Source organism: Methylobacterium sp. 10 (genome assembly GCF_000519085.1).
In the GTDB taxonomy this organism is placed as follows: Bacteria; Pseudomonadota; Alphaproteobacteria; order Rhizobiales; family Beijerinckiaceae; genus Methylobacterium.
In genome coordinates this window covers 43,268-68,181 of the sequence record NZ_KI912577.1, presented here as the reverse complement: position 1 = coordinate 68,181, position 24,914 = coordinate 43,268, and the positions used below count along the sequence as shown (strand labels likewise).

Here is a 24,914-nt window from a genome sequence, read left to right as displayed (position 1 = left end):
ATGATCGGCATCGACGATGGCGTGCCCGAGCCTCTCGGGGCGCATTTCGACGGCCGGGGTGTCAATTTCGCGCTGTTCTCGGAGAATGCCACCGGCGTGGACCTGTGCCTGTTTGAGCCGGGCGAGCGCCATGAGAGCCGTGTCGTCCCGCTGCCCTGCCGCACCGACGATGTCTGGCACGGTTACCTGCGCGGCGTGTTTCCCGGGCAGCTCTACGGCTACCGGGTCCACGGACCGTGGGAGCCCGCCAACGGGCATCGCTTCAACCCGGCCAAGCTGGTGCTCGACCCGTATGCGCGCGAGATCCAGGGCCGCATCCGCTGGCACGATTCCCTGTACGGGCACCGTCGCGGCCTCCAGCGGGAGGACCAGATCGACCGGCGCGACAGCGCGACCTTCATGCCGCGCGGGGTGGTGACGGCGCCCGACCTGCCCGAGCTCGCGCTCAATCCCATCCGCAAGCCCCTGGGCCAGACGGTGATCTACGAGGCCCACGTCAAGGCGCTGACGCAGCTTCACCCCGCCATCCCCGAAGCCGAGCGCGGCACCTACGCCGCCCTGGCCCATCCGGCGATCATCGAGCACCTGTTGAAGCTCGGCGTGACGGCGATCGAGCTCCTCCCGATCCAGGCCTTCGCCGATGACCGGTTCCTGGTGGAGAAGGGGCTCGTCAACTTCTGGGGCTACTCGCCGCTGGGCTATTTCGCGCCGGAGCCGCGCTATCTCGGAGCGGCCGGGACCGGCGGCCTCAAGGCGGCGATCCGCGAACTCGCCGCGGCCGAGATCGAGGTCATTCTCGATGTCGTCTACAACCATACCTGCGAGGCCGATCATACCGGACCGACCGTGTCGTTCCGCGGCATCGACAATGCCAGCTATTACAAGCTCAACCCGGAGAACCGGCGGCAGGAGATCGACTGCACCGGGTGCGGCAACACCCTGGACCTCGACCATCCGAGGGTCATGCAGCTTGTCCTCGATTCCCTGCGGCACTGGGTGACCGCCTACGGCGTCGCGGGGTTCCGCTTCGATCTCGCCACCAGCCTCGGCCGCACACCGCACGATTTTGCGCCCAAGGCCGCCTTCTTCCAGGCCATCGCACAGGATCCGATCCTGTCCCGCGCCAAGATGATCGCGGAACCGTGGGATATCGGCATGGGCGGCTACCAGCTCGGCGCCTATCCGCGCGGCTGGGCCGAGTGGAACGACCAGTTCCGGGACAGCGTCCGCGGCTTCTGGCGGGGCGACCACGGCGTCCTGCCGAAGCTCACGCAGGTCCTGTCGGGCTCGCGGGAGATCTTCTCCGGCTCCGGCCGCTCGCCGCTCGCCAGCATCAACTACGTGGCGAGCCACGACGGCTACACCCTGGCCGACGTCGTGGCCTACGAGGAGAAGCACAACCACGCCAACGGCGAGAACAACCGCGACGGCCACGGCCACAACCTCTCTCGCAATTACGGCGTCGAGGGCCCGACGGACGATTCCGCGATCCTGGCCGTGCGGGCACGGCAGAAACGCAACCTCCTGGCGACGACGCTGCTGGCCCAGGGCGTCCCGATGCTCCTCGCCGGGGACGAGCGGTCGCGCAGCCAGAACGGCAACAACAATGCCTATGCGCAGGACAACGCGGTCAATTGGGTCGATTGGGAGATTGATCCCGATCCCGGGCTTACGGCCTTCATCGCCAACCTGACCCGCCTGCGCCGGGAACAGCCGGCCCTGCGCCGCCTGACTTTCCTCACCGGTGCGATCATCGGCGACGGACCCCTGCGCGACGTCCATTGGCTCTCGCCCTGCGGCGCGGAAATGGACGACGAGGCTTGGAGCGACGGATACCGGCAAGCCTTCGGCATGCAGATCGGCAACGACCTGCCGAGCGCGGACCGCCTGCTGATCCTCATCAACGCCGCCGACGAGCCGATCGATTTCACCCTTGCCCCGGTCGTCGGCGGGCCATGGATGATCGTCTTCGACACCACCCGGCCGACGGGCACCGTCCAGGCCGGACAGGCGCTGTTTCCCCCCAATGCGCGCCTGCGCCTCGATCCGCGTTCTCTCTACGTCCTGCGCGCGAGACAGGCCGCGTCCTACGAGATCTGAACCCCCGTTCGTCTCACGAGGGCGGGGATCAGCGTTCGTCCACGCCGCGCCATGCCGGACGACGATCGGTCTCCGCCAGGGTATCGCGCGACGTGCCGCCGACCGACCCCGCCACCTGCCGGACCAGGGCGTCGGCACCCTGGCTCAGCGCCCTGTCGCGCGCCTCGCGGGGCAATGCTTCCCAGGCGACCGACGCGGTTTGCTCGAGGGACGGCGCCGACGGGCGCGCCGCGAGGGCCGGATCGTCGCGATGGGCGGCGAGGTAGGAGAGCACGCCGATCGCCAGGCAGGCGCGAATAAGGAACGACATGGAAGTCCCGGGTTGGTTCGGTGCCGGCCGTGAGCGGCCCATTGCGACCGAGCGTCGGCGCAGAACGTAAAGCCCTTCTCACGCGCCCTCGGATATCGAGAACCATGGTGAACGCGGCTTTGCCGCCATGCCCCTGCGAACCGGCATGTCGTGCCCGGCCCTGTGGATAGCGGGCGATGTGACCCGAAAGGAACCTTGCACCGAACAGGTCCGGTTACGGACCGGAAAGCATCCGCGAACAATCGGTCGGGTCTGCGCAACACTCGCTTAAGTCGGGTCTGCGAGGTTTGGCATCAGTCGAGTTCAAGTCGAACTCGGGTCCAAGTCCAGCAAGGGGCGACGAAGCGGCCAGTACGGCACTTCGCGCTGTGCGTGTGCGTATTGCGTATCTACAGCGGCCTGGCTTCCATGATCGATCTCCGGCTCGCCGGGCTCGTCCACGAGTCGGTGGTCGAAGACGATGCCGTGCGGTTCCGGCACGAGCGGTTCCTGGTGTCTCGCCTCGCCACCGGGATCGTGATGATGGCCGCCCTGCCGCCCTACCTGCTCTGGCGCGGCGTCCCCTCCGGCCTCGAAGTCCTCGCCATCGCCAGCCTGATGCTGCCGGTCTTCGCCGCCGTGTTCCTGTCGCGGACGGGAATCCTGTGGGTCGCCCATGCGATCTCGTCGGCGGGTCTCACCGGCCTCGTGGTCTGCCTCGCCCTGATGTCGGGCGGCGTGAACTCCGCCGCCGCGATCTGGCTGGTGGCGATCCCCCTCGAGGCCGTCGTGTCCGGCTCGCGCCGGGCGACGCTGGCCGCCGCCATCATCGCGATGATCGGCGCCCTCGTCGTTGCGTTCCTGCCGCACGGCTCCCTCTCGCTGCCTCTTCTCGACCTGTCCCGGTCCCTGGCGATGCCGGTCTTCGCCATCACCGCCATCGGTCACGTGGCCGCCCAGGCCATGGAGCATCTGCGCCACGAGGGCCGCTGGCTCGCCCGGATGCGCGACAACGAGATGCGCGACCGCATGCTGCTCTCGGCCATCGACGACCTCGTCACCTGGCACGACCGGAACGGTCGCATCATCGAAGCCAGCGCCTCCTCGGCCCGCTTCGTCGGCGTCGAGTCCGTTCGCCTGCGCGGATACGGGCTCCTCGACCGCGTCCATGTGGGAGACCGTCCCGCCCTTCTGCAGACGATCAGCGACGTGGCCGCCAGCGGTATGCCGGCGACCGTCCAGTTCCGCCTGCATCTCGACCCGGCGGCCCTGCGCGCCGAAGGCGAGCCGCGGGTGATCTTCGCCGAGATGCGGGCCCACCGCATCGCCGGCACCCTGTCCGGGGTCGAGGGGTCGAGCGTGGTCGCCGTGACCCGCGACGTCAGCGAGCATCGTCGCCACGCGGAGGAGCTGGAGCGCGCGCGCGCCGAGGCCGAACGCGCCGACGATCTGAAGAGCCGCTTCCTCGCCACGGTCAGCCATGAGCTGCGCACGCCGCTCAACGCCATCATCGGCTTCTCGGAAGTCCTCGCCGGCCAGAGCTCCATGACCCTCGGCCCCGAGCGCAGCCGCGAATATGCCGAGATCATCGGTAGCTCCGGGCGCCATCTCCTCGACGTGGTGAACGCGCTCCTCGACATGTCGCGGATCCAGAGCGGGAATTTCGATTACGTCCCCGAGACGATGAATGTCGGCTCCCTCGTGCGGACCTGCTGCGACCTGATGCAGCTGCGGGCCGATCAGGGCGGGATCACCCTCGTGCGCGGCAACGAAGCGCCGGGTATCGAGATCAATGCGGACCCGCGCGCCTGCCGCCAGGTGCTCATCAACCTCCTGTCCAACGCGGTGAAATTCACCGCGCCGGGCGGGCGGATCGAGGTCTCGTTCCGGCGGAGCGCGTCGCATCTCGACATCGTGGTGGCGGATACGGGAATCGGCATCGGCGCCGACGACCTGCCCCGGATCGGTGCGCCGTTCTTCCAGGCCGGCAGCGGATACGACCGGACGCATGAGGGAACCGGACTCGGTCTCTCGGTGGTGCAGGGGCTCGTCGGCCTCCATGGCGGCAGCATCTCCATCGAGAGCGCCGAACGCCAGGGCACCAGCGTGACCGTGACGCTGCCCATCGATTGCCGGCGCGGATCGAGCACCGCTCCCCCGGCCCTGATCCGGACCGGCATTCGTCGCTCGGCGCCCCTGCCGGTGCCGGAGGGGACGGTGGTCCCGGTGCGCCGGCCCATGGGTCTGTTCGACCCCGCGCCCGAGGCGGTGAGAGAACGCTACATTCCGATGCAGCGCGCGGGATGAGTACCTCATCCGATCACCGCACCCCGACGCGCACCTCGTCCCGGCTTCGACGGCCCGGACGCGGTGCGCGCGGCCCGTACCGGCGCGGCGTTTCGCCGGAGCCGGTCTTCCGTTGTCGGCTCGACTCGTCGGGCCGTCTTCCGCGTTCGAGAGGATAGACCATGCGCGAACCGCTGCCGAAGCGCGACCAGCGCGAGATCGTCGTTCCGACCAGGGCCGCGCCGAATGCCGCTCCGCGCCGGAAACCCGCCTCCACCCTCGCGCGCCGGCCCGCCTTCGGCTGGCTTCGCGGCGTGGCCTCGGCCATCGGCAGCTTTGGCCGGCTCTGCCTGCGCAGGCCGGGGGAGGTTCTCGGCTCGGTGGTCGCCATTGGCGCGGTGGCGGCCGTGGCCATGAATGCGCTGGGCTACCAGGGAGGCCGCCATCCGGCGCCGCTCTTCCCCACCCTCGGCAAGGGCACCGCCGCCAAGACCACGGCCGGCCCGTCACCCGAGCCGGTGAAGGTCGCGGAGGCCCCGCCGCGCAGGATCGAGGCGCCGAAGGTAGAGACCGCTCCCGAGCCCAAGGCCGCTCCCGAGCCCAAGGCCGCACCAGCGACCGAGGCGGCCAGACCGGCGGCCAAGCCCGCTTCGGCCGCCCCGTCCACCAAGCGCGACGTCATCGCCGACATCATCAAGGCCGGGGAGACCACGGCTTCGGTGACACCGAAACCCGACCAGGCCGTGGCGCAGGCGCAGCGGGCCCTGGTGAAACTCGGATACGGACCGCTCGTCGCCGACGGCGTCCTCGGCCCCGGAACACGGGCGGCCATCGAGAAGTTCGAGCGCGACCGCAAGCTGCCGGTGAAGGGCGTCGCCGCCGGCCGCACCTTGCGCGAACTCGCCTCGCGCGCCGGTTCGACCAAGGGGTAGCGCGAGGCATCCCGCGTTCGGAACCCGCTCGCGGTCTCCGCGAGGCTACTGGATTTACGCATCTGGTCGATGCTGGCTCCCCCTATCCAGAAGGGTTCGACGTGAAGCGCGACGGACTCCCTCTCCTTCCAGGAGAGGGGACCCGCGGATCCCATGAGATGTACGAATGCCGTAGCCCCGCGAAGGGTGGTGTTCCCGTTCGTCCGCCTCAGCGCGCAGAACCCCGAAAGCCTTTCAAAGCATCTGGCTATCGCACGGGCGAGCCCGTCACTTCCTCAGCGGCACGCCCTTGGTGGTGAAACGCGGCGCGCCCGGATGGCGCATGGGTCGCGGCTGGCCTCCCGCCTTGCCCGAGCCCGTTCCCGGCGGCTGCGAGAACGGAATGAGCTGGTCCGGCCTCGGCCCGATGAGATCCGCCCGGCCCATCGCCCGCAGCGCCTCGCGCAGCAGGGGCCAGTTCTCGGGGTCGTGGTAGCGCAGGAACGCCTTGTGCAGCCTTCGCTGCCGCATCCCCTTGATCGCGTCGACCGGCTCGCTGCCGCCGCGCCGCACGCCCTGCAACGGGTTGATCTCGGTGTGATACATGGTCGTGGCCGTCGCCATGGGCGAGGGCAGGAACGTCTGGACCTGATCGGCGCGATAGTCGTTCTTCTTGAGCCAGACGGCGAGGTTCATCATGTCCTCGTCGGTCGTGCCAGGATGCGCCGCGATGAAATACGGAATCAGGTAGTACTTCTTGCCGGCTTTCTTGGCGGCGGCGTCGAACATCTCCTTGAAGCGGTCGTAGGTGCCGATTCCCGGCTTCATCATCAGGTCGAGGGGGCCGCGCTCGGTGTGCTCGGGCGCGATCTTGAGACGGCCACCGACGTGATGGGTCACGAGTTCCTCGACGTATTCGGGGCTTCGGACCGCCAGATCGTAGCGCACGCCGGAGGCGACCATCACCTTCTTGACGCCCTCCACCTCGCGGACCTTGCGATAGAGCCGGATCAGGTCGTCGTGCGAGGTGTTCAGGTTCGGGCAGATGTCCGGGAAGACGCAGGACGGCAGCCGGCACGCCGCCTCGATCTTCGGGTCCTTGCAGGCCATCCGGTACATGTTCGCCGTCGGCCCGCCGACATCCGAGATCACCCCGGTGAAGCCCGGGGTCTTGTCGCGGATCAGCTCGATCTCGCGCAGGATCGAGGCCTCCGAGCGGTTCTGAATGACGCGGCCCTCGTGCTCGGTGATGGAGCAGAAGGTGCAGCCGCCAAAGCAGCCGCGCATGATCGTCACCGAGAACTTGATCATGTCCCAGGCGGGGATCTTCGCGTCGCCGTAGGACGGATGGGGGGCGCGGGCATAGGGCAGGTCGTAGACCGAATCCATCTCCTCGCTGGAGAGCGGGATCGGCGGCGGGTTCAGCCACAGGTCGCGGTCGCCGTGGCGCTGGACGAGGGGGCGGGCATTGCCGGGATTGGCCTCCCGGTGAAGCACCCGCGAGGCGCGGGCATAGGCCTCCTTGTCGTCCTTGACCTCGTCGTAGGCCGGGAGCCGGATCACGGTTTCGCCGGGGCGGCGGCTGGCGGCCTCGTCGGCCGAATCGAGATCGTCGGCGGGCAGCTCGGTGTAGTGCTCCGGCACGCGGCGGAACAGGGCCACGCCCCGGACCGAGTCGAGCTCGTGCGGCGCCGCGCCGGCCGCGAGGCGGTTCGCCACCTCGACCACGGCGCGCTCGGCATTGCCGTAGAGGAGGAGATCGGCCTTCGCGTCCGCCAGGATCGAGCGGCGCACCTTGTCGGACCAGTAATCGTAATGGGCGATGCGGCGCAGCGACGCCTCGATGCCGCCGAGGATGATCGGCACGTCCTTGTAGGCCTCGCGGCAGCGCTGCGTGTAGACGATGGTGCAGCGGTCCGGGCGGGCGCCGCCTTCCCCGCCCGCCGTGTAGGCGTCGTCGCTTCGCAGGCGACGGTCCGCCGTGTAGCGGTTCACCATCGAATCGAGATTGCCGCCGGTGACACCGAAGAACAGCCTCGGCCTGCCCAAGGCCTTGAACGGCTCCGCCGAGTGCCAGTCGGGCTGGGCGATGATGCCGACCCGGAATCCCTGCGATTCGAGCAGCCGGCCGATGATGGCCATGCCGAAGCTCGGATGATCGACATAGGCGTCGCCCGTCACCAGGACGATGTCGCAGGCATCCCACCCGAGTGCGTCCATCTCGGCGCGGCTCATGGGCAGGAACGGCGCCGCCTTCCCGTAAAGCGGCAGCTTGCAGGCGATGGGAGCCAGGGATCGACTCGCGGAAGCTTGGAGGTCCATGGGCCGTGCATAGACCGCCGAGGCTCAGAGCTCAACGAGAGCGAGGAGGCCGGGAGCCGCGACCGCATCGGAGCGGATGAGATTGGCTTTCAGTTCGCACTGGAAGCCGAAAACCGGCACGGTCCGGGATCAACCACCTCAGCCGCTGACAAGGCTTGTCACACCGATTGGCTGCGTGCTCATCTTTCGAAAATTGACACTATGAGAACGATGTTCAGCAAGCGCGATGTGAATGACGATATGAGATAAGACAAGTGCTGCCAAGGCATGTCTTGCTACCGCGAACCTCGGCGCGTCGAGGCCACCTTCTTCCGCATCAGCGACATCCGTCGGCTTGCCAGCCGGTACGACAATCTGACGGGCAACGATGCCTTCGCCCTCGCGCTCGCCGCCATCATCATCTTCTGGTGCTGATTGAATGTAGACCCGATCTACTGACGCGAACCTTGTCCTATCATTGCATATTAACCAATTTGGTGTTGACAGAGCATCGGTCACGCAGGGATCGGCATCCTCGGTATGACGCGACACGAAAAGGTGGGATCGATCGGCGGCCTTGCAAGGCCGATCCTGCCGGAACCTGAATTCTCGGAATGCTGTCGGATCGCGCGGGCGCTCTTCCATGCAGCGGCCGCCTCCGTTTGTCTTCGTGGAGAGTCCCGGACCTGGACGGATCTTGGTTCCGACGCAGGCCCCCAACTGAGGAATGCGGCTGAGATGGCCGATGGACGGCCCGATTGGGACTGGCCCGCGCTCTGGTGCGGCGACACCCGAACCGACCCGGCCTTTACCGGATGGCTGCCGGCCAGCAACGCCGACATCGGCTTTTTTGCGAGCGCCCCGTTCGGTCCAGATCAGATCGGCCGGCTGTCCGTGCTGGATACCCGTCCGCAAGCCGGCTCGGCCGAGAAAATCAGGCTCCTTACCGACCTCGCCGCCATGGCCGGGCAAATCTACGATCTGGCCCGTGCCGTGCGCGGGGCCACGGAGCGGGAGGCGGAGTTTCGTCACCTCGCGGAAATGTCCACCGATACGATCATTCGCGGCAATCTCGACGGTGTCCGCCTCTACGTCTCACCCTCCATCCGGGCGCTGCTCGGATACGAGCCGGAAGAACTCGTGGGACGCAAGGCGATCGATATTGCCCACCCGGACGATATCCCGAACTTCCGGCGGTTCATGCAGAGCGTGCGAAACGGTGACATCGAGGTCGCCGTCATCGAACTGCGTCTCCAGCACAAGAACGGCGCGTGGGTCTGGATGGAAGCATCCCTACGCTTGAGCCGCGATCCTGATACGCAGGCGCCGAACGGCTACGTCGTCTCGGTTCGCGACGTCGGGCGGCGCAAGCTGCTGGAAGAGCGGCTGGAACAGCTTGCGTCCTTCGATCCTCTGACGGGCTTGCCCAATCGGTCGCAGTTCAGCCAACGCCTTCAGGCCGCGCTCGACCGCTCGAGCCGCATCGGCGAAAGCGTTGCGCTCTTCTACATGGACCTCGACAACTTCAAGGGCATCAACGACACGATGGGGCATGCGGCCGGTGACAGCGTTCTGAAGGTTTGTGCGGCCCGTCTGCGCGCTGAGTTGAGGCAATGCGATTTCGTTGCCCGCCTCGGAGGTGACGAGTTCACGGCCATCCTGACAGCCGGTGAACCGGAACTGCCCGAGTTGGCCCAGCGCCTCGTATCCGCGGTCGGCGTGCCGATCCCTTATGGCGGCCAGGAGTTCCGCGTCGGCCTGAGCGTCGGCATCGCCCGCGCGCCGTGCGATGGCACATCTGCGGACATCCTGCTGTCTGCAGCCGACCGAGCGCTTTATCGGGCCAAAGCCGCCGGCCGGAATACCTTTCGGTTCTGAGTGCCTTCTCTGTCGGCCCTCCTTCAGGCCGGTCCCCGTGCCACGGCTTCGGTGCTATAGGCGGGCCATGCCTCGCCTGCGCTCCGATTTCTGGGTCTCGGCCCATCTCCGCCGCCTCGCCGTCGAGGGGATCGACGCCGTGCAGCGTCGGCGCGGTTCGCCCGAGGCGGGCGCGATCTTCGTGAAGGTCGATCGCCTGGACGGCCGGGCCGATCTCTATGGTCCGGCCCCGCAATCCCTCGTCGATACCGGGGATGGGGCCGATCGCAGCTTCGTCCAGGTGATGAGCGAAGCCTCGCCGCCCGATGTCGAGCTCCGCCTCGGCCGGGAACTGCGCTTCGACGACGATCTCTGGATCATCGAGATCGACGACCGTGCGGGCCGCCACCACCTCGATCTCGCCGAATAGGACGGGTCGCGACCCGGCGGATGCTCAGTTCGAAGCCGATTGCCGCACCCGGCCGGGGAGGGCAGGGCGAAGCGGGGCCCGTTCGGTAGCGGCCGGCGGCATGCGCGGGCGGGCCGCATCGGGTGCGGTGTAGGGCTGGTGGGCGCTGCCGCCGTTGAGCCGCTCGGGCAGCGGCTTGTCGAGGACCGCGCTGAGAAGGTCGCGGGCCGCGCCGCGCGGGATGGTGCGGAAGAGTTTCACCAGGTCGTAGACCCGGTCCACCGAACGCGCCACGGTCTCGTTGAGGGTGAGGAAGACATACACCGCCTCCTCCTCGTGCAGCCCGGCCGCGCGAAGGGCGAGGGTGAGGAGTTCGTAGCGCTGGCTCGGGTCCGGTGTCGCCGCGAGGAAGTTGCGCTGCAGGCCGAGCATCTCGGCGAGGGCCGCGACGAAGCCGGCGACGTCGTTTCGGCCCGAAAAGCCGGTGAGGACGGCGCCCGCCTCGCGCGGCACGGGAGGCGACGGCCGAAGGGCTGCGCGCGAGCCCGCCGCCCGGCCGATCGCCTCGCGCAGTTCTTCGTCGGCGAAGAGGAACAGCGGCGCCAGATCCCCCGGCGCGAGGTCGGGGCGGGCGAGAAGCGCCTGGGCCAGATCGGGCTTCGTCCGCGCGCGGCCGACGAGGAGGGCGACCGTGGAGCCCTGAAGGGCGAGCTGCCAGTTCTCGGCCAGGGCGAGATCGATGGCGGCCACGTCGCGCGAGGCCATTTCCTCGATGAGGCTGCGGCTCAGATCGGCCCTGCGGGCGATGGCGGCGGCGATGTCGGAGCCGTCGGAGAGGGCGGCTTCGATCACGCGGGCCGAGAGGTCCGGCGCCTGCGCGATGATGAGATCCCTGATCTCACCGCCTCGCGCGGCAAGCGCCGCGAGCACGGATTGCGGTGTCGCGGGGAAGGGCGCCAGCTTGCGTGCCACGATCTCGGCGGTCTCGTCGTCGACGGTGGGGATCAGACCGCCGGCGAGGGATTCGAACGCCTCCACCGTCTTCCGGTCCCGCACCGAGGCGGTGAGGAACAGATCGGTCTGCACCCGGAGGATGACAGGTTTCAGATCGAGGTCACCGAGACGCGACAGTTCGATCAGGCCGGAGAAGTCCGGCGCATCGTCGAGAGATGGGGACATGGCACTTCGTTTACGCAGAACTCGCTGGACACAGCTTTAGCGAGCTTGCGTGAACCGACCTTTAAAGGGCGCCGCCGCGGCGCCGCCCTTCTTGCCCCATTGCGGGATCAGCCGACGAGCCGGGCCTTGGACTCGGGCGCGGCATCGGACCCCTTCGGCGGCGGAAACACCACCGGCGTCGCAGCCCCCGTGGCCATCGGCCCGGTCACGGGAGCCGAGGGCTTCGATACCATCGTCGCCCCGTTCACGGTGACGGGTTCGGTGGGCTTTGCCGGCGCGGCTGCGGGCGTCGTCACCGGGGCCGGCATCTCCGTGCCCGGAATCGAGGTCGCGAGGGCCGGCTGGTTGCGGTCGTCCCTGTCGTCGAGGTCGCCGGTCACATCGTTGCCGGACGGGCCTTCAAGCAGCTCGGTCGGTGCCTTCCAGACGAAGGCGTCGAGATGGCCGGTGACCGGCGAGACCGGCGCCCAGCGCTCGGAGGCGACCCCGTCGGCGATCCACATCGGATCGCGCGGGGCATGGGCGGCGCGGGCCAGCCATTCGCGCGCCCGGCCGGAGCCGGCGCCGTGCTCGGCTTCCTCGACCTTCGCCATGGCGAGGCAGGCGCGCACCGTCGGGCGGTCTGCCAGGAGAGGCGCAAGGGCCTCGCGCGCCTTGCCGAATTCCTGCGCCTCCAGGGCCGCCTGCGCCAGGGCGAGACGGGCTTCGGGATGCCAGGTGGAGATCCGGGCCAGGTTTTCGGCCCTGGCCAGACGGTCGCGCACGGAATCGCCGACGCGCAGGCCGAGATAGACCTTGGCGAGATCCGGATGGGGATTGGCGCGCCAGGCCGCCTCGACGATCTTGGCGGCCTTCTTCAGGTCGCCGCGCCGAGCCAGGAGGCGCCCGGCGACGCAGGCGGCGGGGACGAGGTCCGGCGCCAGCTTGACCGCATCGAGAGCGCGCTGCGTCGCCGCCTCGGGCTCGCCCGCTTCGCGGGTCTGGGCGGCGGCGGTGAGGAGCACGGCGCGCTGGCGGCGGGCGAGCCCCTTCTCGATGAGGCCGAGGGAGGCGCGGCGCTCCACCGTCTGGACGGCACCGCTCCAATCGCCGTCTGCGCATTGCGCTTCGAGCATGGCCTCGTTGGCCCAGGTGACGCTGGGGGCGAGGCGTGCGGCCTCGGCTGCATAGGCGCGGGCCGCCACGTCGTCCTCGCGGCGGCGCGCCTCGACGAAGAGGCCACGCAGGCCCAGCACCCGCGTCTCGGGATCGTTGGCCATGCGCTGGAACGCGTCTTCGGCCGCCTCGCGGTCGCCGGAGATCTGTGCGGCCTGCGCCTTCAGCAGCAGTGCCAGGGGCTCGGCGCCGAGCAGGCGCTCGGCATCGCTGGCATGGCGCCGCGCCGCCAGGGGATCGCCCGAGCCGACCGCGACCATGCCGCGAGAGAGGGCCGAGAAGCCCTTGGCCCGTCGCCGCTCCTTGGAGCCGCGGACCAGGGTCTCGGGCAGGGTGATGATGCCCCGCACGATGGCCCAGATGAAGCCGATGACGATGGCGGCGATGAAGACGCCGATCAGGGCGATGGCGAGGCTGGTGGCGAGCTCGTAGCCGTTCCAGACGATGGTGACCGTGCCGGGGCGGTCGGCGATCCACGTCGCCCCGAAGGCGGCGATGGCGAGAAGGGCTAGGAAGGCGAGGGCGCGCCACATGGGATCACGAACTCCGGAAGGTGGCGTCGGCCCGGGAGGGGACGCGCGTATCGGGAAAGGCGGGCGCGCCGCGCCCGCAGATGATGATCGAGTTGGCCTCGTCCGGCATTCCGGACGGCGGAGCCGGAGGGGCGATCCTCATCGGGCGGTGCCGGTGGAGGGCAGCGCCTTGAACGCATCCGCCAGCAGCGCCTGCGCGGCGTCACCCGCCGCGGCGCGCGAGGCGAGCTTGGTGCCGAACTCGCCGGACTGTGCGCGTACATCCTCCGGCAGGCCGGCGAACGCCTTGGCCGCCTCGGCGATGGCGCCGCGATCCAGGGCGTCCTGTACCTTCGGTACCGCGTCCTCGGCCGCGGCCTCGCCGGGGGCGGCGGGAGCGTCGACCTTGCGGACCTGGACGATGGATTCGGCCATGCTCATCAAGCGCTGCTTGATGTCGCCGGTCTCGGCCACGGATTTAGCCTGCGCCGCCTTGCGACTCGCGGCGATCCGCTCGGCGATGGGACGGAACTCGGCCGCCAGCCCCCTCGCCGTCGGGGCACCCTTGTCGGCGAAGGCCGCGACCGCGCTGAGCCGCGCCGGATCGCCCGGCTCGGAGCTGCGCAGGGCCGCCAGCGCATCCGCATAGGGTGAGCCGGTGTTCAGCGCGCCGACGATGCGATCGGCCGCGACGACCCGCATGGCGGCCTGGACGGTGGAGGCCTCCGCGCGGGTGGCCACGGCCTTGTCGAGGCCGGCGATCTTGTCGGATTGCGCCTGGAGGAGCCGCTCCACTCCCTTCGAGGCTTCCGCCGCCTGCGTCTTGTTGGCGTCGACCGCCTGCTGGCTCGCCTGCGTGGCCGCCTGGACTGCCTCCGTCGCCGCCTTCACCCGCGCTTCGAGGGTTTGCTGCAAGCTTGCGAGCTTCTGGGTCAGGGCCTCGTCCGCCTCCGAACTCGCCTTGGTCCTTTTCTCGAGGTCACCCTTCAAAGCGGTGACCTGACTGGCCAGGGTCTCGTCCGGCGCAGGCTTGGCCGCGTTCTCCACCTTGCCCTCGACGGCCTTCAACCGGTCGTCGAGGCCGGACAGCGCCTGGGGCGAGAGGGCGGTGAGAGCGGCGTTGCCGGACTGGTCGCGGCCGGGCTCCTCCTGGAGAGCGGCCACGCGCTGGTCGAGCCCGTCGAGGCGGGCGACGAGATCCTGCGGCAGGGCTGCCGCGGGGGCGGACCCATCCGTTGACGGGCTCGCCGAGATGGCCCCCGCCTTCTGCAGGGCGTCCTTGGCGGCCGCATCTGCCGAGCGGATAGCCTCCGGCAGGGGCTTCAGAACGGCCTCGTTCGCGCCGATGCGCTTGTCGAGGGCGGCGAGGGCATCCTTTGGCGCGAGCGTCGCGATCTTCTGGTCGAGGGCCGCGATGCGCCCGTCGTCACCGATGCCCAGGGCACCGGACCGCTCGACGGCAAAGAGCAGGCCCGCGCCGATGACGCCGCCGAGGAGCCCGGCCGCAGCCACCGAGCCGAAGCCGGCGCCGCCGCGCTTGGGCTCGGTCGCGGCGACGGCCGGTCCGATCTTGGGCGTCGTCGAACCGGCGGGCTTGGTATCGAGGCCGGCGGGCTTGGCGTCGGAGCCGGCGGGCTTGGCATCCGACGGGGAGGGGGCCTTGTCAGAGCTCGTGGTGAAGGTGCCGGAGCCGGACGGCTTCGTCGCGCTCGACGCAGAGCCGGCCTTCGTGGCCTCGGTCGGATCGGGAACCCGCTTGGCCTTCAGATCGATGATCGGCCCATCGGTGAGAGCAGCCTTCGACGGCATGGACTGAGCCCCGCTGCCGGATGCACCGGTCTTCGGCGGGTCCGTCCTCATGGAAGAAGGGTTAGTCCCTGTCGGGTTCGCACTCGCAGAGCCCGAACCGGCGGCCTTGGGGGGCTCGGACTTCGACGGCTCGGTCTTGCCGGGCTCGGACTTGAGATCACCGGTCTTGCCGGCGTCGAAGGTCGATGCCGTCGGTCTGGGCGGATCGGATTTCATGGGCTCGGTCAGGGGGGTGGCCGCCTTGGCGGCATCGGGCTTCGCGTCGCCCGGTTTTCCTTCCAGGGGCTTGCCTTCGGGAGGCTTGCTTTCCGGAGGCTTGGGAGCCGTCGAAACCGGCGGAACCGCGGGCTTCGGGAGGTCGGTCTTGGCCGGCTGAGACGGCGAAGCCGAAGGCTGCGTCGACGGCTTGACCGCCCCGGTACTCGTCGCGCCGGGGGGCGTGCCACCGAGATTCGTGCTCCCGAGATTCGTGGAGCCGGGCCTGCCTGCCTCGGGCTTGCCTGCTTCAGGCTTGGGGCCGTTCGGCCCCGTCGAAGTTCCCGGACCTTTTCCGTCGCTGTTGGATGGATTCACGGGCGTCTTGCTCCCTTCCCGACTTTCGTCTGCCGCATGCCGCAATCCTGGCGCGTGTCGCGCTCCGTTTGCCGACCTGCGGTCACAGCGTATGCGTTCGTCCTAACACCGAGGCCGCGGCCTCGGCGAGACCGCTTGTCGGAAACCTGATGTCAGACCTGCGAGAAGTGACTCCTCGTTGGCCTGTTCCGCGACGAAATGAGAGGCGATCCCGGCCTGGGCCAGGGGGAAAGCCACGTCCGCCGACAAGCAGTAATGCCTGAGCGCCGCGAAAGCTCCGCCATATCCTGCCTCCCTGGCGAGTTCGCAAGCCGTCGCCGCGCTTCTTCGTGAGTAGTGCAGCACGCCTGTCAGCGTGGAAGGCGGCCCGAGCGCCGTCGCCACGACGGCGGGCAGCGAGGCCACCGGTCGCGCGCCATAGGCGATATGGGTCGTCACAGGGAAGCCCGCTCCGGTCAGGGATGCCGCCGGTTCCGCCTTACGGTCCTCACCCGCCAGATGCAGCAGCGAGGCTCCCGGCGAGACCTCCCGGCCCACGAGGCCGACGAGATCGGCGGCGTTTCCCTCCGCCGTCGTTACCGAGACGAAGCCGCATTCGCGTGCCGATGCCGCCGTCCGCGTGCCCACCGCGAAGACGGGGACGTGGTGTATCCCCCGCCAGTGCGAGGCTTGCCGAAGCGCGTTCGCGCTGGTGACGAGGATGCCGTCGAATGGGCCTGACGGCAGGGACGTGCCGGTCGCCTCGACCACGAGGACCGGCGCCACCAGAGGCTCGTGGCCCAAAGCGGCGAGCCGCCCGGCCGTGCGCGTGGCCCCCGGCTCGGGCCGCGCGATCCATATCCGCATCGCCACCATCGCCCCGGATTCGCTCCTCGACGGGCCAATGGCAAGCCTCGACGGACCAATGGCAAGCCGTTTCCGAAAGACGCCGCGTCGATGACGCGCCGTGACCGGGGCACGTCCATCGCTTCCCCCGGCCGTCGTTGCCCTCGGGCGCCATGCCCGGCTAGGGTGGGAAACCCTGTCTCCGTCAAATCCAAAGCATCGTCATGAACGTCCTCGGCATCGAAACGACCTGCGACGAGACGGCCGCCTCGATCGTCATGCCGGGCGAGGATGGGCGCGGCCGCATCCTCTCCAACGAAGTGCTGAGCCAGATCGCCGAACACGCGGCCTATGGCGGCGTCGTGCCCGAGATCGCGGCCCGCGCCCATGTGGAGGTCCTCGACCGGCTCGTGGTCCGCGCCCTCGACACCGCCGGGATGAAACTGTCGCAGGTGGACGGCATCGCGGTGGCGGCGGGGCCGGGCCTGATCGGCGGGGTGCTGATCGGCCTCGTCACCGCCAAGACCCTGTCGCTGGTGGCGCGAAAGCCCCTCATCGCGGTGAACCACCTGGAGGCGCATGCCCTGACGGCCCGGCTCACCGACGGCATCGGCTTTCCCTACCTGCTGCTCCTCGCCTCCGGCGGCCACACCCAGCTCGTGGCGGTGAAGGGCGTCGGCGATTACGTCCGCCTCGGCACCACCGTGGACGATGCCATCGGGGAGGCGTTCGACAAGGTGGCCAAGCTCCTGGGCCTCGGCTATCCGGGCGGACCCGAGGTGGAGCGCATGGCCGAGACCGGCAATCCCGAGCGCTTCGCCCTGCCGCGTCCGATGCTCGGCCGCCGTGAGCCGAACTTCTCCCTCTCCGGCCTGAAGACCGCCTTGCGGATCGAGGCCGAGCGGCTGACCCCGCTCTCCGGCGCCGACGTCGCCGATCTCTGCGCCAGTTTCCAGGCGGCGGTGGTGGATGTGGTGGTGGACCGGGTCCGCGTCGCCCTGCGTGAGTTCGGCGCCATGGCGGGCCATCCGACCGCCCTCGTCGCCGCCGGCGGGGTCGCCGCCAACGGCGCGATCCGGCGTGCGCTGACGACCCAGGCCAACGAGGCCGGGCTCGCCTTCGTGGCGCCGCCCCTGTCCCTCTGCGGCGATAACGGCGCGATGATCGCCTGGGCGGGAATCGAACGCTTGCGCCTCGGCCTCGTGGACGATCTCACCGCCCCCGCCCGCGCCCGCTGGCCCTTCGCCGAGGCGGCGGCCGTTGCCTGAGAGTCGTCTACCCGGAACCCTGCCGCTTGGGACGCTGCAACGGAACTGGCGAGACCTCGTCGACCGGCGCCTGCCCCAGGCGGCCCGTGCCCGGCCGGACTGGCCGGTGCGCCTCGATCATTGCTTCGCGCGCATCCTCCTCGACAATGCCTGCGGCGGCCCCTGGCGCGAGAGCGTGGCCCCGCCGGCCTGGGCCAACATGCCGCCCGAACGACTGGCCTTCGCCATCGACCTCGGTGAGGCGGTGCTGGCCGCCAAGGCCGATCTCGCGTTCCTCAACCGGCGCTCCCTCGCCTGGCGCGGCAAGGTCCGGCGCGCCGTGCCGATCTCCACCCCCGCCTCGCTCACCGGGCAGGGCTTCGTCCTCCGGCGCTGGCTCCGGGCCGATGACGCGCCCTTCGCCGAACTCAACGCCGATCCCGAGGTGATGCGGCATTTCCCCTCCACCAAGAACCGGGGCGAGAGCCTGATCGAGGCGCGCGCCATCGACCGGCGCTTCGAATCCGACGGGTTCGGGCCCTGGGCGGTGGAGGTGCCGGGGGAAGGCTTCGTCGGCTTCGTCGGCGCCATGCGGTTGATCCGGCCGATGCCGTTCGCGGGCGGGGAGACAGCCGGCTCGACGGTTGAGATCGGCTGGCGCCTCGCCCGCTCCGCCTGGGGGCGCGGCCTCGCCACGAAAGCCGCGCGGCTCGCCCTCGCCGACCTGTACGCGCGCTGCGGCGTGCCGGCGGTGGTGGCCTTCACGGCCGCTAGCAACATTCCGTCCAGGAAGGTCATGGAACGGCTCGGCATGGCCTTCTCCGAGGAATTCCTCCATCCCGCCCTGCCGGCGGACCACCGTCTCCAGCCGCACGTGCTCTATCGCCTGGCGGCGGACGGGTCGTTCGCCGAGGCGGGCCAGGCGCCAGAGGATCATCGATCATGACCGACCGGATTGCGGTGGTGGGCGGCGGCGCCTGGGGAACGGCGCTGGCCAACGCGGCGGCGGCCACGGGGCGGCCCGTGACCCTGTGGCTGCGCGACGGGGAGGCCGCCGCGCGGCTTCAGGCCACCCGCGAGAATGCCCGCTACCTGCCCGGCGTGACGCTGCACGACGGCATCCGCGCCACCGGCGAATCCGGGGATCTCGCCGGGGCGGGCATCGTCCTGCTGGTGACGCCGGCCCAGACCCTTCGGAGCGTTCTGGACAATCTGCGCCCGTCCCTCGATCCGGATGCGGCCATCGTGCTCTGTGCCAAGGGGATCGAGCGGGGCAGCGACGCCTTCATGAGCTCGGTCGCCGCCGAGGCGATGCCCGGCGCGCCCATCGCCGTCCTATCAGGACCGAGCTTCGCGGCGGATGTCGCCCGCAACCTGCCCACAGCCGTCACCCTGGCGGCGGAGGATGGCGCCCTCGCCGGCCGCCTCGCCGCCGCCCTGTCCGGCCCGGCCCTGCGCGTCTACCACACCGACGACGTGCGCGGCGTCGAGATCGGCGGGGCGGGCAAGAACGTCCTCGCCATCGCTTCCGGCATCGTCGCGGGACGCGGCCTCGGCGAGAGCGCCCGCGCCGCCCTCATCGCGCGGGCTTTTGCCGAGCTCATGCGCTTTGCCCGCGCCTATGGCGGGCGGCCCGAGACGCTGATGGGGTTGTCCGGCCTCGGCGACCTCGTGCTCACCGCCTCCTCGCCGCAATCGCGCAACTTCGCCTTCGGCCAGCGCCTCGGCGCCGGGGCCAGTCCGGAGGAGGCGGCCGGCGGCAAGCTCGCGGAGGGCGCCTTCACCGCCGCCGCCCTCATCGCCCTGGCGCGCCGCAACGCGGTGGAGATGCCGGTGGCCGAGGCCGTGGCCGCCATCGTCTCCGGGGAGGCCAGCGTCGACGCCGTGGTGGCGGGCCTCCTCGCCCGTCCTCTCAAGAGGGAAGCCGAATGAGCATGGGGCCGATCCACGCCTTCCTCGCCGGCACCGGCCGTGATGGCGCGCGGCGCAGCCTCGCTGACATCCTCGCCTTCGACGATGCGCGGATCGAGGGCGTGCACGACTACATCCAGTGGTGCTTTCCGCTGCCGGAGGCGAGCCGGGCGGTACCGGGCGCCCCGGTCCTCGGGCGCGGCGAGGCCGAAGCGATCCGGGCCGACGAGTCCGCGCGAGCAGGCCTGCGTTCGGCGCTTGAGCGCATGCGGCTGTTCTATACCCGCACCGACGGCTGGCTGCGCCCCTACGACCACAACCACCTGCGCATCACACGGATCCTCACCGCGATCCGCAGCCTTCTCGGTCCGGCCGAGGCGCAAGCGTTCCACGCCTTCGTGACCGCGCGCAACGCGCAAGCCGGCTCGCCCATCAACCAGGACAGCCTGCGCTACTGGGGATCGGCCCTCCGCGACGCCTGACGGCCACGCTTTCCCGCGCTAAGAAGTCGCGACGATCGAAAAGGCGACCGATGGCGTACTGGCTCTACAAATCCGAACCCAAGACCTGGTCCTGGGACCAGCAGGTCGAGGCGGGGGAGCACGGCACGCCCTGGAACGGGGTGCGCAACCACGTGGCCAAGCTCAACCTCATGGCGATGCAGGTGGGCGAGCGCGGGTTCTTCTACCATTCCAACGAGGGCAAGGCGGTGGTGGGGATCGTCGAGGTGATCCGCCCCTACTACCCGGACGACACCGACCCCACCGGCCGGTTCGGCATGGTCGATCTGCGGGCCGTCGAGCCGCTGGCGCGCCCCGTGACCCTGGAGGCGATCAAGGCCGAGCCCCGCCTGAACGCGATGGTGCTCGCCAACAATTCCCGCCTGTCGGTGCAGCCGGTGACGGAGGAGGAATGGGGGGTCGTGCGGGAGATGGGTGGGCTGGCGTAAGTCGCGCTCCGCTTCCCCGGACGGGTTCAGCGGACCGGAACCCGATCCGGGGGGCAGCATGGCCCCCCGCGCAGCGTCAGGACCGGCGGCGGTTCAGCCCTGCCGCTGCGCCTGTGTCACCGCCACGTGGATGAGTTCGGCCAGCGTCCGCACGCCGAGCTTCTGGCGCATCTGCGAGCAGGCGTTGGTGACGGTCTTGTAGCTCACCGACAGGTCGCTGGCGATCGCGCCGTAGGACTTGCCCTGGGCCAGTCGGGTGAGGATCTGCTGCTCGCGCGGGGTCAGCTGGCCTTCGGGCGTGCGGCGCGGATCGGTGCGCAGCATGGCGACCTCGGTGGCCAGACGTCGGTCGAGATAGACTTGGCCGGCGCGGACCTTCTCGAACGCCTCGAACAACTCGACCGAGGCGTGGTCCTTCAGCACGTAGCCCAGCGCCCCGGCTTCCAGGGCGCGCGAGACGATCACCGGGTCGTTGTGCATGCTGAAGACCAGGATGCGGATGCCGGGCGAGGCGCTGCGCATCCGGCGGATGAGATCGAGACCGGCGAGCCCGCTCCCCTGGAAGGTGAGGTCGCAGATTACCATCGAGGGGCGCAGGCGGAAGAACAGGCGATAGCCGGCCACCGTGCTGGTGGCCTCGGCGATCCGTTCGATTCCGGCGTCTTCGAGGACGCGGCGGCAGCCCTGGAGGACGATCGGATGATCGTCGATCACGAGGACGGGCGCGTGGGTCGATGTCGGCGTTAACGCATTCATACGGAAACGATCGGGCTCGTGTCCTCGGCCCGCTCGGGATCGAGCGGTATCGCTATCCGGACAACCGTCCCCGGCGCCGCGTTGTCAAGCCGAAATGTGCCGCTGAGGGCCTCCACGCGCTCCCGCATCCCCGATAAACCCATTCCGCCGCGAAAGCCGCCATCGAGGTTGGCGGATTGGGTGCCGTGGTCGGCGGGCAGGCCGGTGCCGTCGTCGCGGATGACGAGGCGCAGTTCGTCGGCGGCCGCGCGCTCGCTCGCCTCCACCGTCACGGCGCGTGCCGCGCCATGGCGCACGGCGTTGGTCATGCTTTCCTGGATGCAGCGGAACACCGTGAGATCGATGAGGTCGCCGTAGCCGCGGGCGAGGTCGGTGAAGGTCCCCGAGAACGTCGTCCCCGGATGGCGGCTGCGGAAGTTGCGCAGCAGCAGTTGCAGGCACTCGGCGAGCGGCACTTGCCCGAGGGCGTGCGGGCGCAGGCGGTTGAGGAGGTCGCGGTTGAGACCCTGGACTTGACCGACGATGGTGCTGATTTCGTCGGCGCGCGCGGCGAGCTTGCTCCGGTCGGGTTCGGACGAGCCCTGCGCCATCCGCGTCACCGAGGCGGCGTTCGCCTCGAGGGCGAACAGGCAGGGGCCGAACTCGTCGTGGAGTTCCAGGGCCGTGCGACGCCGTTCGTCGTCCTGGGCGGTGAGGAGTTGCCGGTTGAGGCGACCGTTCGCGGCGCGCGCCTCGGCGAGCGCCCCGGCCACGCTGTTGAAGCGCTCGGCGATGACGGCCAGTTCCCGCGAGGCCGGCGGATCGAGCCGCGCGGTGTAATCGTGCCGTTCGAGTTGGGTCAGACCGTCGGCGAGCTGGGTCAGGGGGGCGAGAACCCGGCCGAAGGCGATGTAGAGGGCGCCGAGCAGGCCGAGATTGAGGCACAGGCTCGCGAGGGAAAGGGTGACGGTATAGCCCCAGACCTCGTCGATCTCGTCGAGGGGTTCCGTGGTGATGAGGGCGGTGCCGATCCGCTGCTCCTGCGCCACGATGGGAAGGTCGTCCCGCTTCGGAATCGGCGCGATCAGGTCGGCGAACCAGCGCGGCGCCAGATGGGTCTCTTGGCGGGGGCGAGGCTTCGCGACGTCCACCTTCCGCCCCTCCGCATCGAAGACCGCGACCCGGACGTGGCGAAGCCCCTGCACCCGCAGTTCCAGCGTCTGGAGCAGGCGCGCCGGCGAGTCGGACTGGGCCAGACCGATCGTATCGGAGACGATCAATTCGATGTTGGCCAGCGCCGCCTCCATCTCCACCTCCACCGCCGAGCGGGCATTCACCACGATGAGGCTGAACGAGACGAGGGCGGCCAGAAGGTCGATGGCGAGGACGAGGACGACGAGCCGCGCGCGCGTCGGCAGGGCGGCCCAGCCCAGGCGTCGCAACGTGCCGCTGGCCGGGTCCACGGGTAGGCGGCCGGGGGGAGAGATGGTCATCGTCGATCGTACCGGGATGGATCGGGTGCGGCGTTGCCCTTGTAGCGATATCCCATCCGCTTGGAATGTGCGCATGCGGTAGGGAGCGACTTGGGCCGGTTCCGCCCCGTCTCATGGCCATCTGAACATGGCCTTTGGCCCCCAAGTCCTCGCTGGATACCGAGCGTTAAGCGGCGATGCTTTATTGGGATGCGTGTGGGCAACGACACGGGCGTGACTGGCAAGGTGTCCGAGGACATCTTTGTGCCCGAATGTCGGCATCACGTCTGCGCAACGCCGTCGCGATTCCGTGACGGTCAAACGTTTTTTCGAGCATTGTTAGAGATCTCGCCCGATGATGCAGGTTGCCATCGACCCGAGCGAAAGGCGTGACGCCGGCTCCCGCAAGCCCGCTCCGGCCAACCCTGCATTGGCGCGGCCGGCGAAGCCCGCCGCGCGCGGTCGCATGATCGTCCTCGGGGCGCTGGGCTGCGTGGCCGTGGCCGGCCTGTCCGTCGCAGCCTATTCGGCGATGGGCAGCCTCGCCGGCCCGCAGGTTGTGCGCCCGAACCTCTACCAGATGCAGAAGGCGCAAGGCCCCCAGGCCAGCGCCGCCGACTGGCCCGACCTGCGCGACGGTGTGCCGGCCCTGGCCTCGGCCGCCGGAACGCCCGCGCCGGTTCGTGATCGCGGCGTCCAGCTCGTGGAGAGGCGTGCCCTCATCGAGGAGCCGGCGCAGATCGAGCCGTCTTCGAAGGTCGAGCCGTCTTCGAAGGTCCAGATTCCGGCATCGATCAAAGCCACTGCCAAGGTTGAGGCGCCTTTGAAGGTCGAAGCGCCGGTGACGCTGGCGGCGGCGACGCCCGCTCCTCCCGTGGTCAAGGCCGAAGCGCCCCGTTCGAAGGCGCTGCCGCCGATCGAGCCGGTGAGTCTGGCCCTCCCGCCCAACGCGCTCTCGCCCATCGCGCCGAACCGCGTCGCGGCCGTGATCGCTCCGAGCGCGTCCCAGACGATCCGGGCGCGCGCGGCCGAGACCAGTTTCGCGTCTCTTCCCGCCGAGCCCGCCCGGGCTACGGCCGAGCCGGTCAAGCCCGCCGCCAGCGTCGTGGCGAAACCCGCCGCCAGCGTCGCCAAACCGAGCGTGGCTGTGGCCAAGCCCAAGCCGGTCAAGCCCGCAAAGCCCGTGCAGGAGGCCAGCGCCGAGCCCGCAGCGGCCCCCACCGCCGCGCCGGAACCCGAACAGAGCGAAATCTTCGGCCTGAAGGTGCCCTCCCTCGCCCCGGCCGGCCGCAAGATCGCCGAGAGCGTGGAAGCCCTCGGCAATGCGGTGAAGAACCTGCCCAACCAGTTCTGATCGCCGATCACGACGTATGCCGCGTGGGTTGCGGATCCGAATGGCCGATCCGAAGACCTAAATCTCGTCCCGTGGCGGATGTCCGAACAGGGCCTTGTAGGCGCGACTGAAAGCGGCCTCCGACGTATAGCCGATCCGCAGTGCGATCTCGCCGACCCGCGCTTCGCGCCTCGCGAGCATGTCCCGCGCGAGATTGAGCCGCCACTCGTTCTGGTATCGCAGGGGCGAGCGTCCCACGAGTTCGGTGAACCGCTCGGCGAAGCCCGAGCGGGACATGCCGGCCACGCCGGCCAACTCGTCGAGACGCCACGGCTGCATCGGCCTCTCGTGCATGACCTTCAGCGCGCGTGCGATGCGGGCATCGGAGAGGCCGCTCAGCCACCCGGACGAATGCCCGAGATGGACCCAGGTGCGCAGGGTGCGGATGACCAGCAGGTCGATGATGCGCGAAATCATCAGGGCCGCGCCGGGCTGCGCATCGGTCGTCTCGCGCATCATGAAAGGCACCATGCCGTCCAGCCATTCCGCCCCCTCGGCATGGCGGATGTGGATGTGGTCGGGCAGGGCCGAGATCATGCCGCGAAGGCTGTAGGGATCGAACCAGAACCGGCAGAGGATGATCGTGGTGGGCTCCGATGACCCCAGGAGCCGTGCCTCTCCGGGACCCCGGGGCAAGAGCATGAGGTCGCCCGTGTCGATCACGAGGGGTTTCTCGGCGCCACCGCCCACGTGAAGCGCGCCCGCGGCGGCGACGAGAACATGCGCCGCGTCCGTATCCAGCTCCAACGGCTCCGTATGCGTGACGGTACGGGATTGAACCCGATCGCCGGTCAGCCGGATCTGCGCCAGCACCTGTGACAGGAGATCGGCATTCGCAGCGTCTGGCGGACCCGTCTCCGGACGATCGGTCAAGTCTTTCCGCGTATCCGTCATGGCTGATGCCGGGCCCGAAATCTACACATGCCGTCAGTGACAACGCCTCGCCGTGACGCGAACCGGCGACGTTTCACGAAGACCCAAGGATCTCGCGGCTCACGTCG

General features: G+C 69.6%; 20 protein-coding genes and 1 pseudogene. 12 read left to right on the top strand and 9 right to left on the bottom strand.

Features of this window, described 5'->3' with window-relative positions:
- Entirely contained in the window at nucleotides 1-2,100 is a 2,100-nt protein-coding gene (gene glgX / locus K368_RS0100340; protein ID WP_027170647.1) for a glycogen debranching protein GlgX, read from the top strand.
- 28 nt (nucleotides 2,101-2,128) lie between these two features.
- On the opposite strand, the gene K368_RS0100335 is transcribed toward glgX, so the two are convergent.
- Nucleotides 2,129-2,410: a hypothetical protein gene (locus K368_RS0100335; RefSeq protein WP_027170646.1), complete on the bottom strand. Its 282-nt coding sequence runs from the start codon at nucleotides 2,408-2,410 to the stop codon at nucleotides 2,129-2,131.
- 408 nt (nucleotides 2,411-2,818) lie between these two features.
- Here K368_RS0100335 and K368_RS0100330 point away from each other — a divergent pair, with 408 nt between their 5' ends.
- Both K368_RS0100330 and K368_RS0100325 read left to right on the top strand, forming a co-directional pair.
- Nucleotides 2,819-4,696 carry a PAS domain-containing sensor histidine kinase gene (locus K368_RS0100330; RefSeq protein ID WP_155934962.1) on the top strand — a complete coding sequence of 626 codons (1,878 nt, stop codon included), beginning with the start codon at nucleotides 2,819-2,821 and terminating at the stop codon, nucleotides 4,694-4,696.
- Between the two features lie 161 nt (nucleotides 4,697-4,857).
- Nucleotides 4,858-5,607, top strand: coding sequence for a peptidoglycan-binding domain-containing protein (locus K368_RS0100325; protein ID WP_027170644.1), 750 nt, complete (start codon nucleotides 4,858-4,860; stop codon nucleotides 5,605-5,607).
- 267 nt (nucleotides 5,608-5,874) lie between these two features.
- Here K368_RS0100325 and K368_RS0100320 read toward each other — a convergent pair whose 3' ends face one another.
- A complete protein-coding gene (locus tag K368_RS0100320) occupies nucleotides 5,875-7,908 on the bottom strand; it encodes a YgiQ family radical SAM protein (RefSeq protein ID WP_027170643.1) in 2,034 nt (677 codons plus the stop codon).
- Between the two features lie 276 nt (nucleotides 7,909-8,184).
- Here K368_RS0100320 and K368_RS27210 point away from each other — a divergent pair.
- From K368_RS27210 to K368_RS0100300, 3 genes and pseudogenes are all read left to right on the top strand, one after another.
- Nucleotides 8,185-8,322 (top strand): annotated as a pseudogene (locus K368_RS27210) (IS5/IS1182 family transposase); the annotation flags it as partial.
- A gap of 303 nt (nucleotides 8,323-8,625) precedes the next feature.
- Nucleotides 8,626-9,765: a diguanylate cyclase gene (locus K368_RS23625; RefSeq protein ID WP_051439702.1), complete on the top strand. Its 1,140-nt coding sequence runs from the start codon at nucleotides 8,626-8,628 to the stop codon at nucleotides 9,763-9,765.
- 67 nt (nucleotides 9,766-9,832) lie between these two features.
- Nucleotides 9,833-10,174 (top strand): DUF1491 family protein, encoded by a 342-nt coding sequence (locus tag K368_RS0100300; RefSeq protein ID WP_027170641.1) that lies wholly within the window; start codon nucleotides 9,833-9,835, stop codon nucleotides 10,172-10,174.
- 24 nt (nucleotides 10,175-10,198) lie between these two features.
- Here the strand turns inward: K368_RS0100300 and K368_RS0100295 are convergent, their stop codons facing one another.
- From K368_RS0100295 to K368_RS0100275, 4 genes are all read right to left on the bottom strand, one after another.
- Nucleotides 10,199-11,332, bottom strand: coding sequence for a DUF2336 domain-containing protein (locus K368_RS0100295; RefSeq protein WP_027170640.1), 1,134 nt, complete (start codon nucleotides 11,330-11,332; stop codon nucleotides 10,199-10,201).
- 107 nt (nucleotides 11,333-11,439) lie between these two features.
- The gene (locus tag K368_RS0100290) at nucleotides 11,440-13,020 is read right to left on the bottom strand and encodes a heme biosynthesis HemY N-terminal domain-containing protein (RefSeq protein ID WP_027170639.1); all 1,581 of its coding nucleotides are present in this window, start codon (nucleotides 13,018-13,020) and stop codon (nucleotides 11,440-11,442) included.
- Nucleotides 13,021-13,158: 138 nt separating this feature from the next.
- Complete coding sequence (locus K368_RS0100280) at nucleotides 13,159-15,381, bottom strand: hypothetical protein (RefSeq protein ID WP_051439701.1); 2,223 nt, start codon at nucleotides 15,379-15,381, stop codon at nucleotides 13,159-13,161.
- 102 nt (nucleotides 15,382-15,483) lie between these two features.
- Nucleotides 15,484-16,227, bottom strand: a complete 744-nt coding sequence (locus tag K368_RS0100275; RefSeq protein WP_051439983.1) for a uroporphyrinogen-III synthase — start codon at nucleotides 16,225-16,227, stop codon at nucleotides 15,484-15,486.
- Nucleotides 16,228-16,430: 203 nt separating this feature from the next.
- Here K368_RS0100275 and tsaD point away from each other — a divergent pair, with 203 nt between their 5' ends.
- The 5 genes from tsaD to K368_RS0100250 are packed head-to-tail and all read left to right on the top strand — an operon-like array spanning nucleotide 16,431 to nucleotide 20,313.
- On the top strand, nucleotides 16,431-17,474 hold the full coding sequence (gene tsaD / locus K368_RS0100270; protein ID WP_027170636.1) for a tRNA (adenosine(37)-N6)-threonylcarbamoyltransferase complex transferase subunit TsaD: 1,044 nt from the start codon (nucleotides 16,431-16,433) through the stop codon (nucleotides 17,472-17,474).
- 19 nt (nucleotides 17,475-17,493) lie between these two features.
- Nucleotides 17,494-18,399: a GNAT family N-acetyltransferase gene (locus tag K368_RS0100265; RefSeq protein WP_027170635.1), complete on the top strand. Its 906-nt coding sequence runs from the start codon at nucleotides 17,494-17,496 to the stop codon at nucleotides 18,397-18,399.
- The gene (locus K368_RS0100260; protein WP_027170634.1) at nucleotides 18,396-19,385 is read left to right on the top strand and encodes an NAD(P)H-dependent glycerol-3-phosphate dehydrogenase; all 990 of its coding nucleotides are present in this window, start codon (nucleotides 18,396-18,398) and stop codon (nucleotides 19,383-19,385) included. The genes K368_RS0100265 and K368_RS0100260 overlap by 4 nt, the downstream gene beginning before the upstream one ends.
- Nucleotides 19,382-19,846: an opioid growth factor receptor-related protein gene (locus tag K368_RS0100255; protein WP_027170633.1), complete on the top strand. Its 465-nt coding sequence runs from the start codon at nucleotides 19,382-19,384 to the stop codon at nucleotides 19,844-19,846. Before K368_RS0100260 ends, K368_RS0100255 begins: the two co-directional genes overlap by 4 nt.
- 50 nt (nucleotides 19,847-19,896) lie before the next feature.
- The gene (locus K368_RS0100250; protein WP_027170632.1) at nucleotides 19,897-20,313 is read left to right on the top strand and encodes an EVE domain-containing protein; all 417 of its coding nucleotides are present in this window, start codon (nucleotides 19,897-19,899) and stop codon (nucleotides 20,311-20,313) included.
- Nucleotides 20,314-20,406: 93 nt separating this feature from the next.
- On the opposite strand, the gene K368_RS0100245 is transcribed toward K368_RS0100250, so the two are convergent.
- Nucleotides 20,407-21,069: a response regulator transcription factor gene (locus K368_RS0100245; RefSeq protein ID WP_027170631.1), complete on the bottom strand. Its 663-nt coding sequence runs from the start codon at nucleotides 21,067-21,069 to the stop codon at nucleotides 20,407-20,409.
- Complete coding sequence (locus K368_RS0100240) at nucleotides 21,066-22,541, bottom strand: ATP-binding protein (protein ID WP_027170630.1); 1,476 nt, start codon at nucleotides 22,539-22,541, stop codon at nucleotides 21,066-21,068. The genes K368_RS0100245 and K368_RS0100240 overlap by 4 nt, the downstream gene beginning before the upstream one ends.
- 334 nt (nucleotides 22,542-22,875) lie before the next feature.
- On the opposite strand from K368_RS0100240, the gene K368_RS0100235 reads away from it, so the two are divergent.
- Complete coding sequence (locus K368_RS0100235; RefSeq protein WP_027170629.1) at nucleotides 22,876-23,874, top strand: hypothetical protein; 999 nt, start codon at nucleotides 22,876-22,878, stop codon at nucleotides 23,872-23,874.
- Nucleotides 23,875-23,931: 57 nt separating this feature from the next.
- Here K368_RS0100235 and K368_RS0100230 read toward each other — a convergent pair whose 3' ends face one another.
- Nucleotides 23,932-24,807: an AraC family transcriptional regulator gene (locus K368_RS0100230; protein ID WP_027170628.1), complete on the bottom strand. Its 876-nt coding sequence runs from the start codon at nucleotides 24,805-24,807 to the stop codon at nucleotides 23,932-23,934.
- Between the last annotated feature and the right edge of the window lie 107 nt (nucleotides 24,808-24,914).

What these genes read in the sequence shown, in the direction of transcription:
- glgX (WP_027170647.1), top strand. Translation starts at nt 1, where the DNA reads ATGATCGGCATCGACGATGGCGTGCCCGAGCCTCTCGGGGCGCATTTC.
- K368_RS0100235 (WP_027170629.1), top strand. Translation starts at nt 22,876, where the DNA reads ATGATGCAGGTTGCCATCGACCCGAGCGAAAGGCGTGACGCCGGCTCC.
- K368_RS0100300 (WP_027170641.1), top strand. Translation starts at nt 9,833, where the DNA reads ATGCCTCGCCTGCGCTCCGATTTCTGGGTCTCGGCCCATCTCCGCCGC.
- K368_RS0100290 (WP_027170639.1), bottom strand. Translation starts at nt 13,020, where the DNA reads ATGTGGCGCGCCCTCGCCTTCCTAGCCCTTCTCGCCATCGCCGCCTTC.
- K368_RS0100335 (WP_027170646.1), bottom strand. Translation starts at nt 2,410, where the DNA reads ATGTCGTTCCTTATTCGCGCCTGCCTGGCGATCGGCGTGCTCTCCTAC.
- K368_RS0100325 (WP_027170644.1), top strand. Translation starts at nt 4,858, where the DNA reads ATGCGCGAACCGCTGCCGAAGCGCGACCAGCGCGAGATCGTCGTTCCG.
- K368_RS0100295 (WP_027170640.1), bottom strand. Translation starts at nt 11,332, where the DNA reads ATGTCCCCATCTCTCGACGATGCGCCGGACTTCTCCGGCCTGATCGAA.
- K368_RS0100260 (WP_027170634.1), top strand. Translation starts at nt 18,396, where the DNA reads ATGACCGACCGGATTGCGGTGGTGGGCGGCGGCGCCTGGGGAACGGCG.
- K368_RS23625 (WP_051439702.1), top strand. Translation starts at nt 8,626, where the DNA reads ATGGCCGATGGACGGCCCGATTGGGACTGGCCCGCGCTCTGGTGCGGC.
- K368_RS0100240 (WP_027170630.1), bottom strand. Translation starts at nt 22,541, where the DNA reads ATGACCATCTCTCCCCCCGGCCGCCTACCCGTGGACCCGGCCAGCGGC.
- K368_RS0100275 (WP_051439983.1), bottom strand. Translation starts at nt 16,227, where the DNA reads ATGCGGATATGGATCGCGCGGCCCGAGCCGGGGGCCACGCGCACGGCC.
- K368_RS0100250 (WP_027170632.1), top strand. Translation starts at nt 19,897, where the DNA reads ATGGCGTACTGGCTCTACAAATCCGAACCCAAGACCTGGTCCTGGGAC.
- K368_RS0100330 (WP_155934962.1), top strand. Translation starts at nt 2,819, where the DNA reads ATGATCGATCTCCGGCTCGCCGGGCTCGTCCACGAGTCGGTGGTCGAA.
- K368_RS0100320 (WP_027170643.1), bottom strand. Translation starts at nt 7,908, where the DNA reads ATGGACCTCCAAGCTTCCGCGAGTCGATCCCTGGCTCCCATCGCCTGC.
- tsaD (WP_027170636.1), top strand. Translation starts at nt 16,431, where the DNA reads ATGAACGTCCTCGGCATCGAAACGACCTGCGACGAGACGGCCGCCTCG.
- K368_RS0100230 (WP_027170628.1), bottom strand. Translation starts at nt 24,807, where the DNA reads ATGACGGATACGCGGAAAGACTTGACCGATCGTCCGGAGACGGGTCCG.
- K368_RS0100255 (WP_027170633.1), top strand. Translation starts at nt 19,382, where the DNA reads ATGAGCATGGGGCCGATCCACGCCTTCCTCGCCGGCACCGGCCGTGAT.
- K368_RS0100245 (WP_027170631.1), bottom strand. Translation starts at nt 21,069, where the DNA reads ATGAATGCGTTAACGCCGACATCGACCCACGCGCCCGTCCTCGTGATC.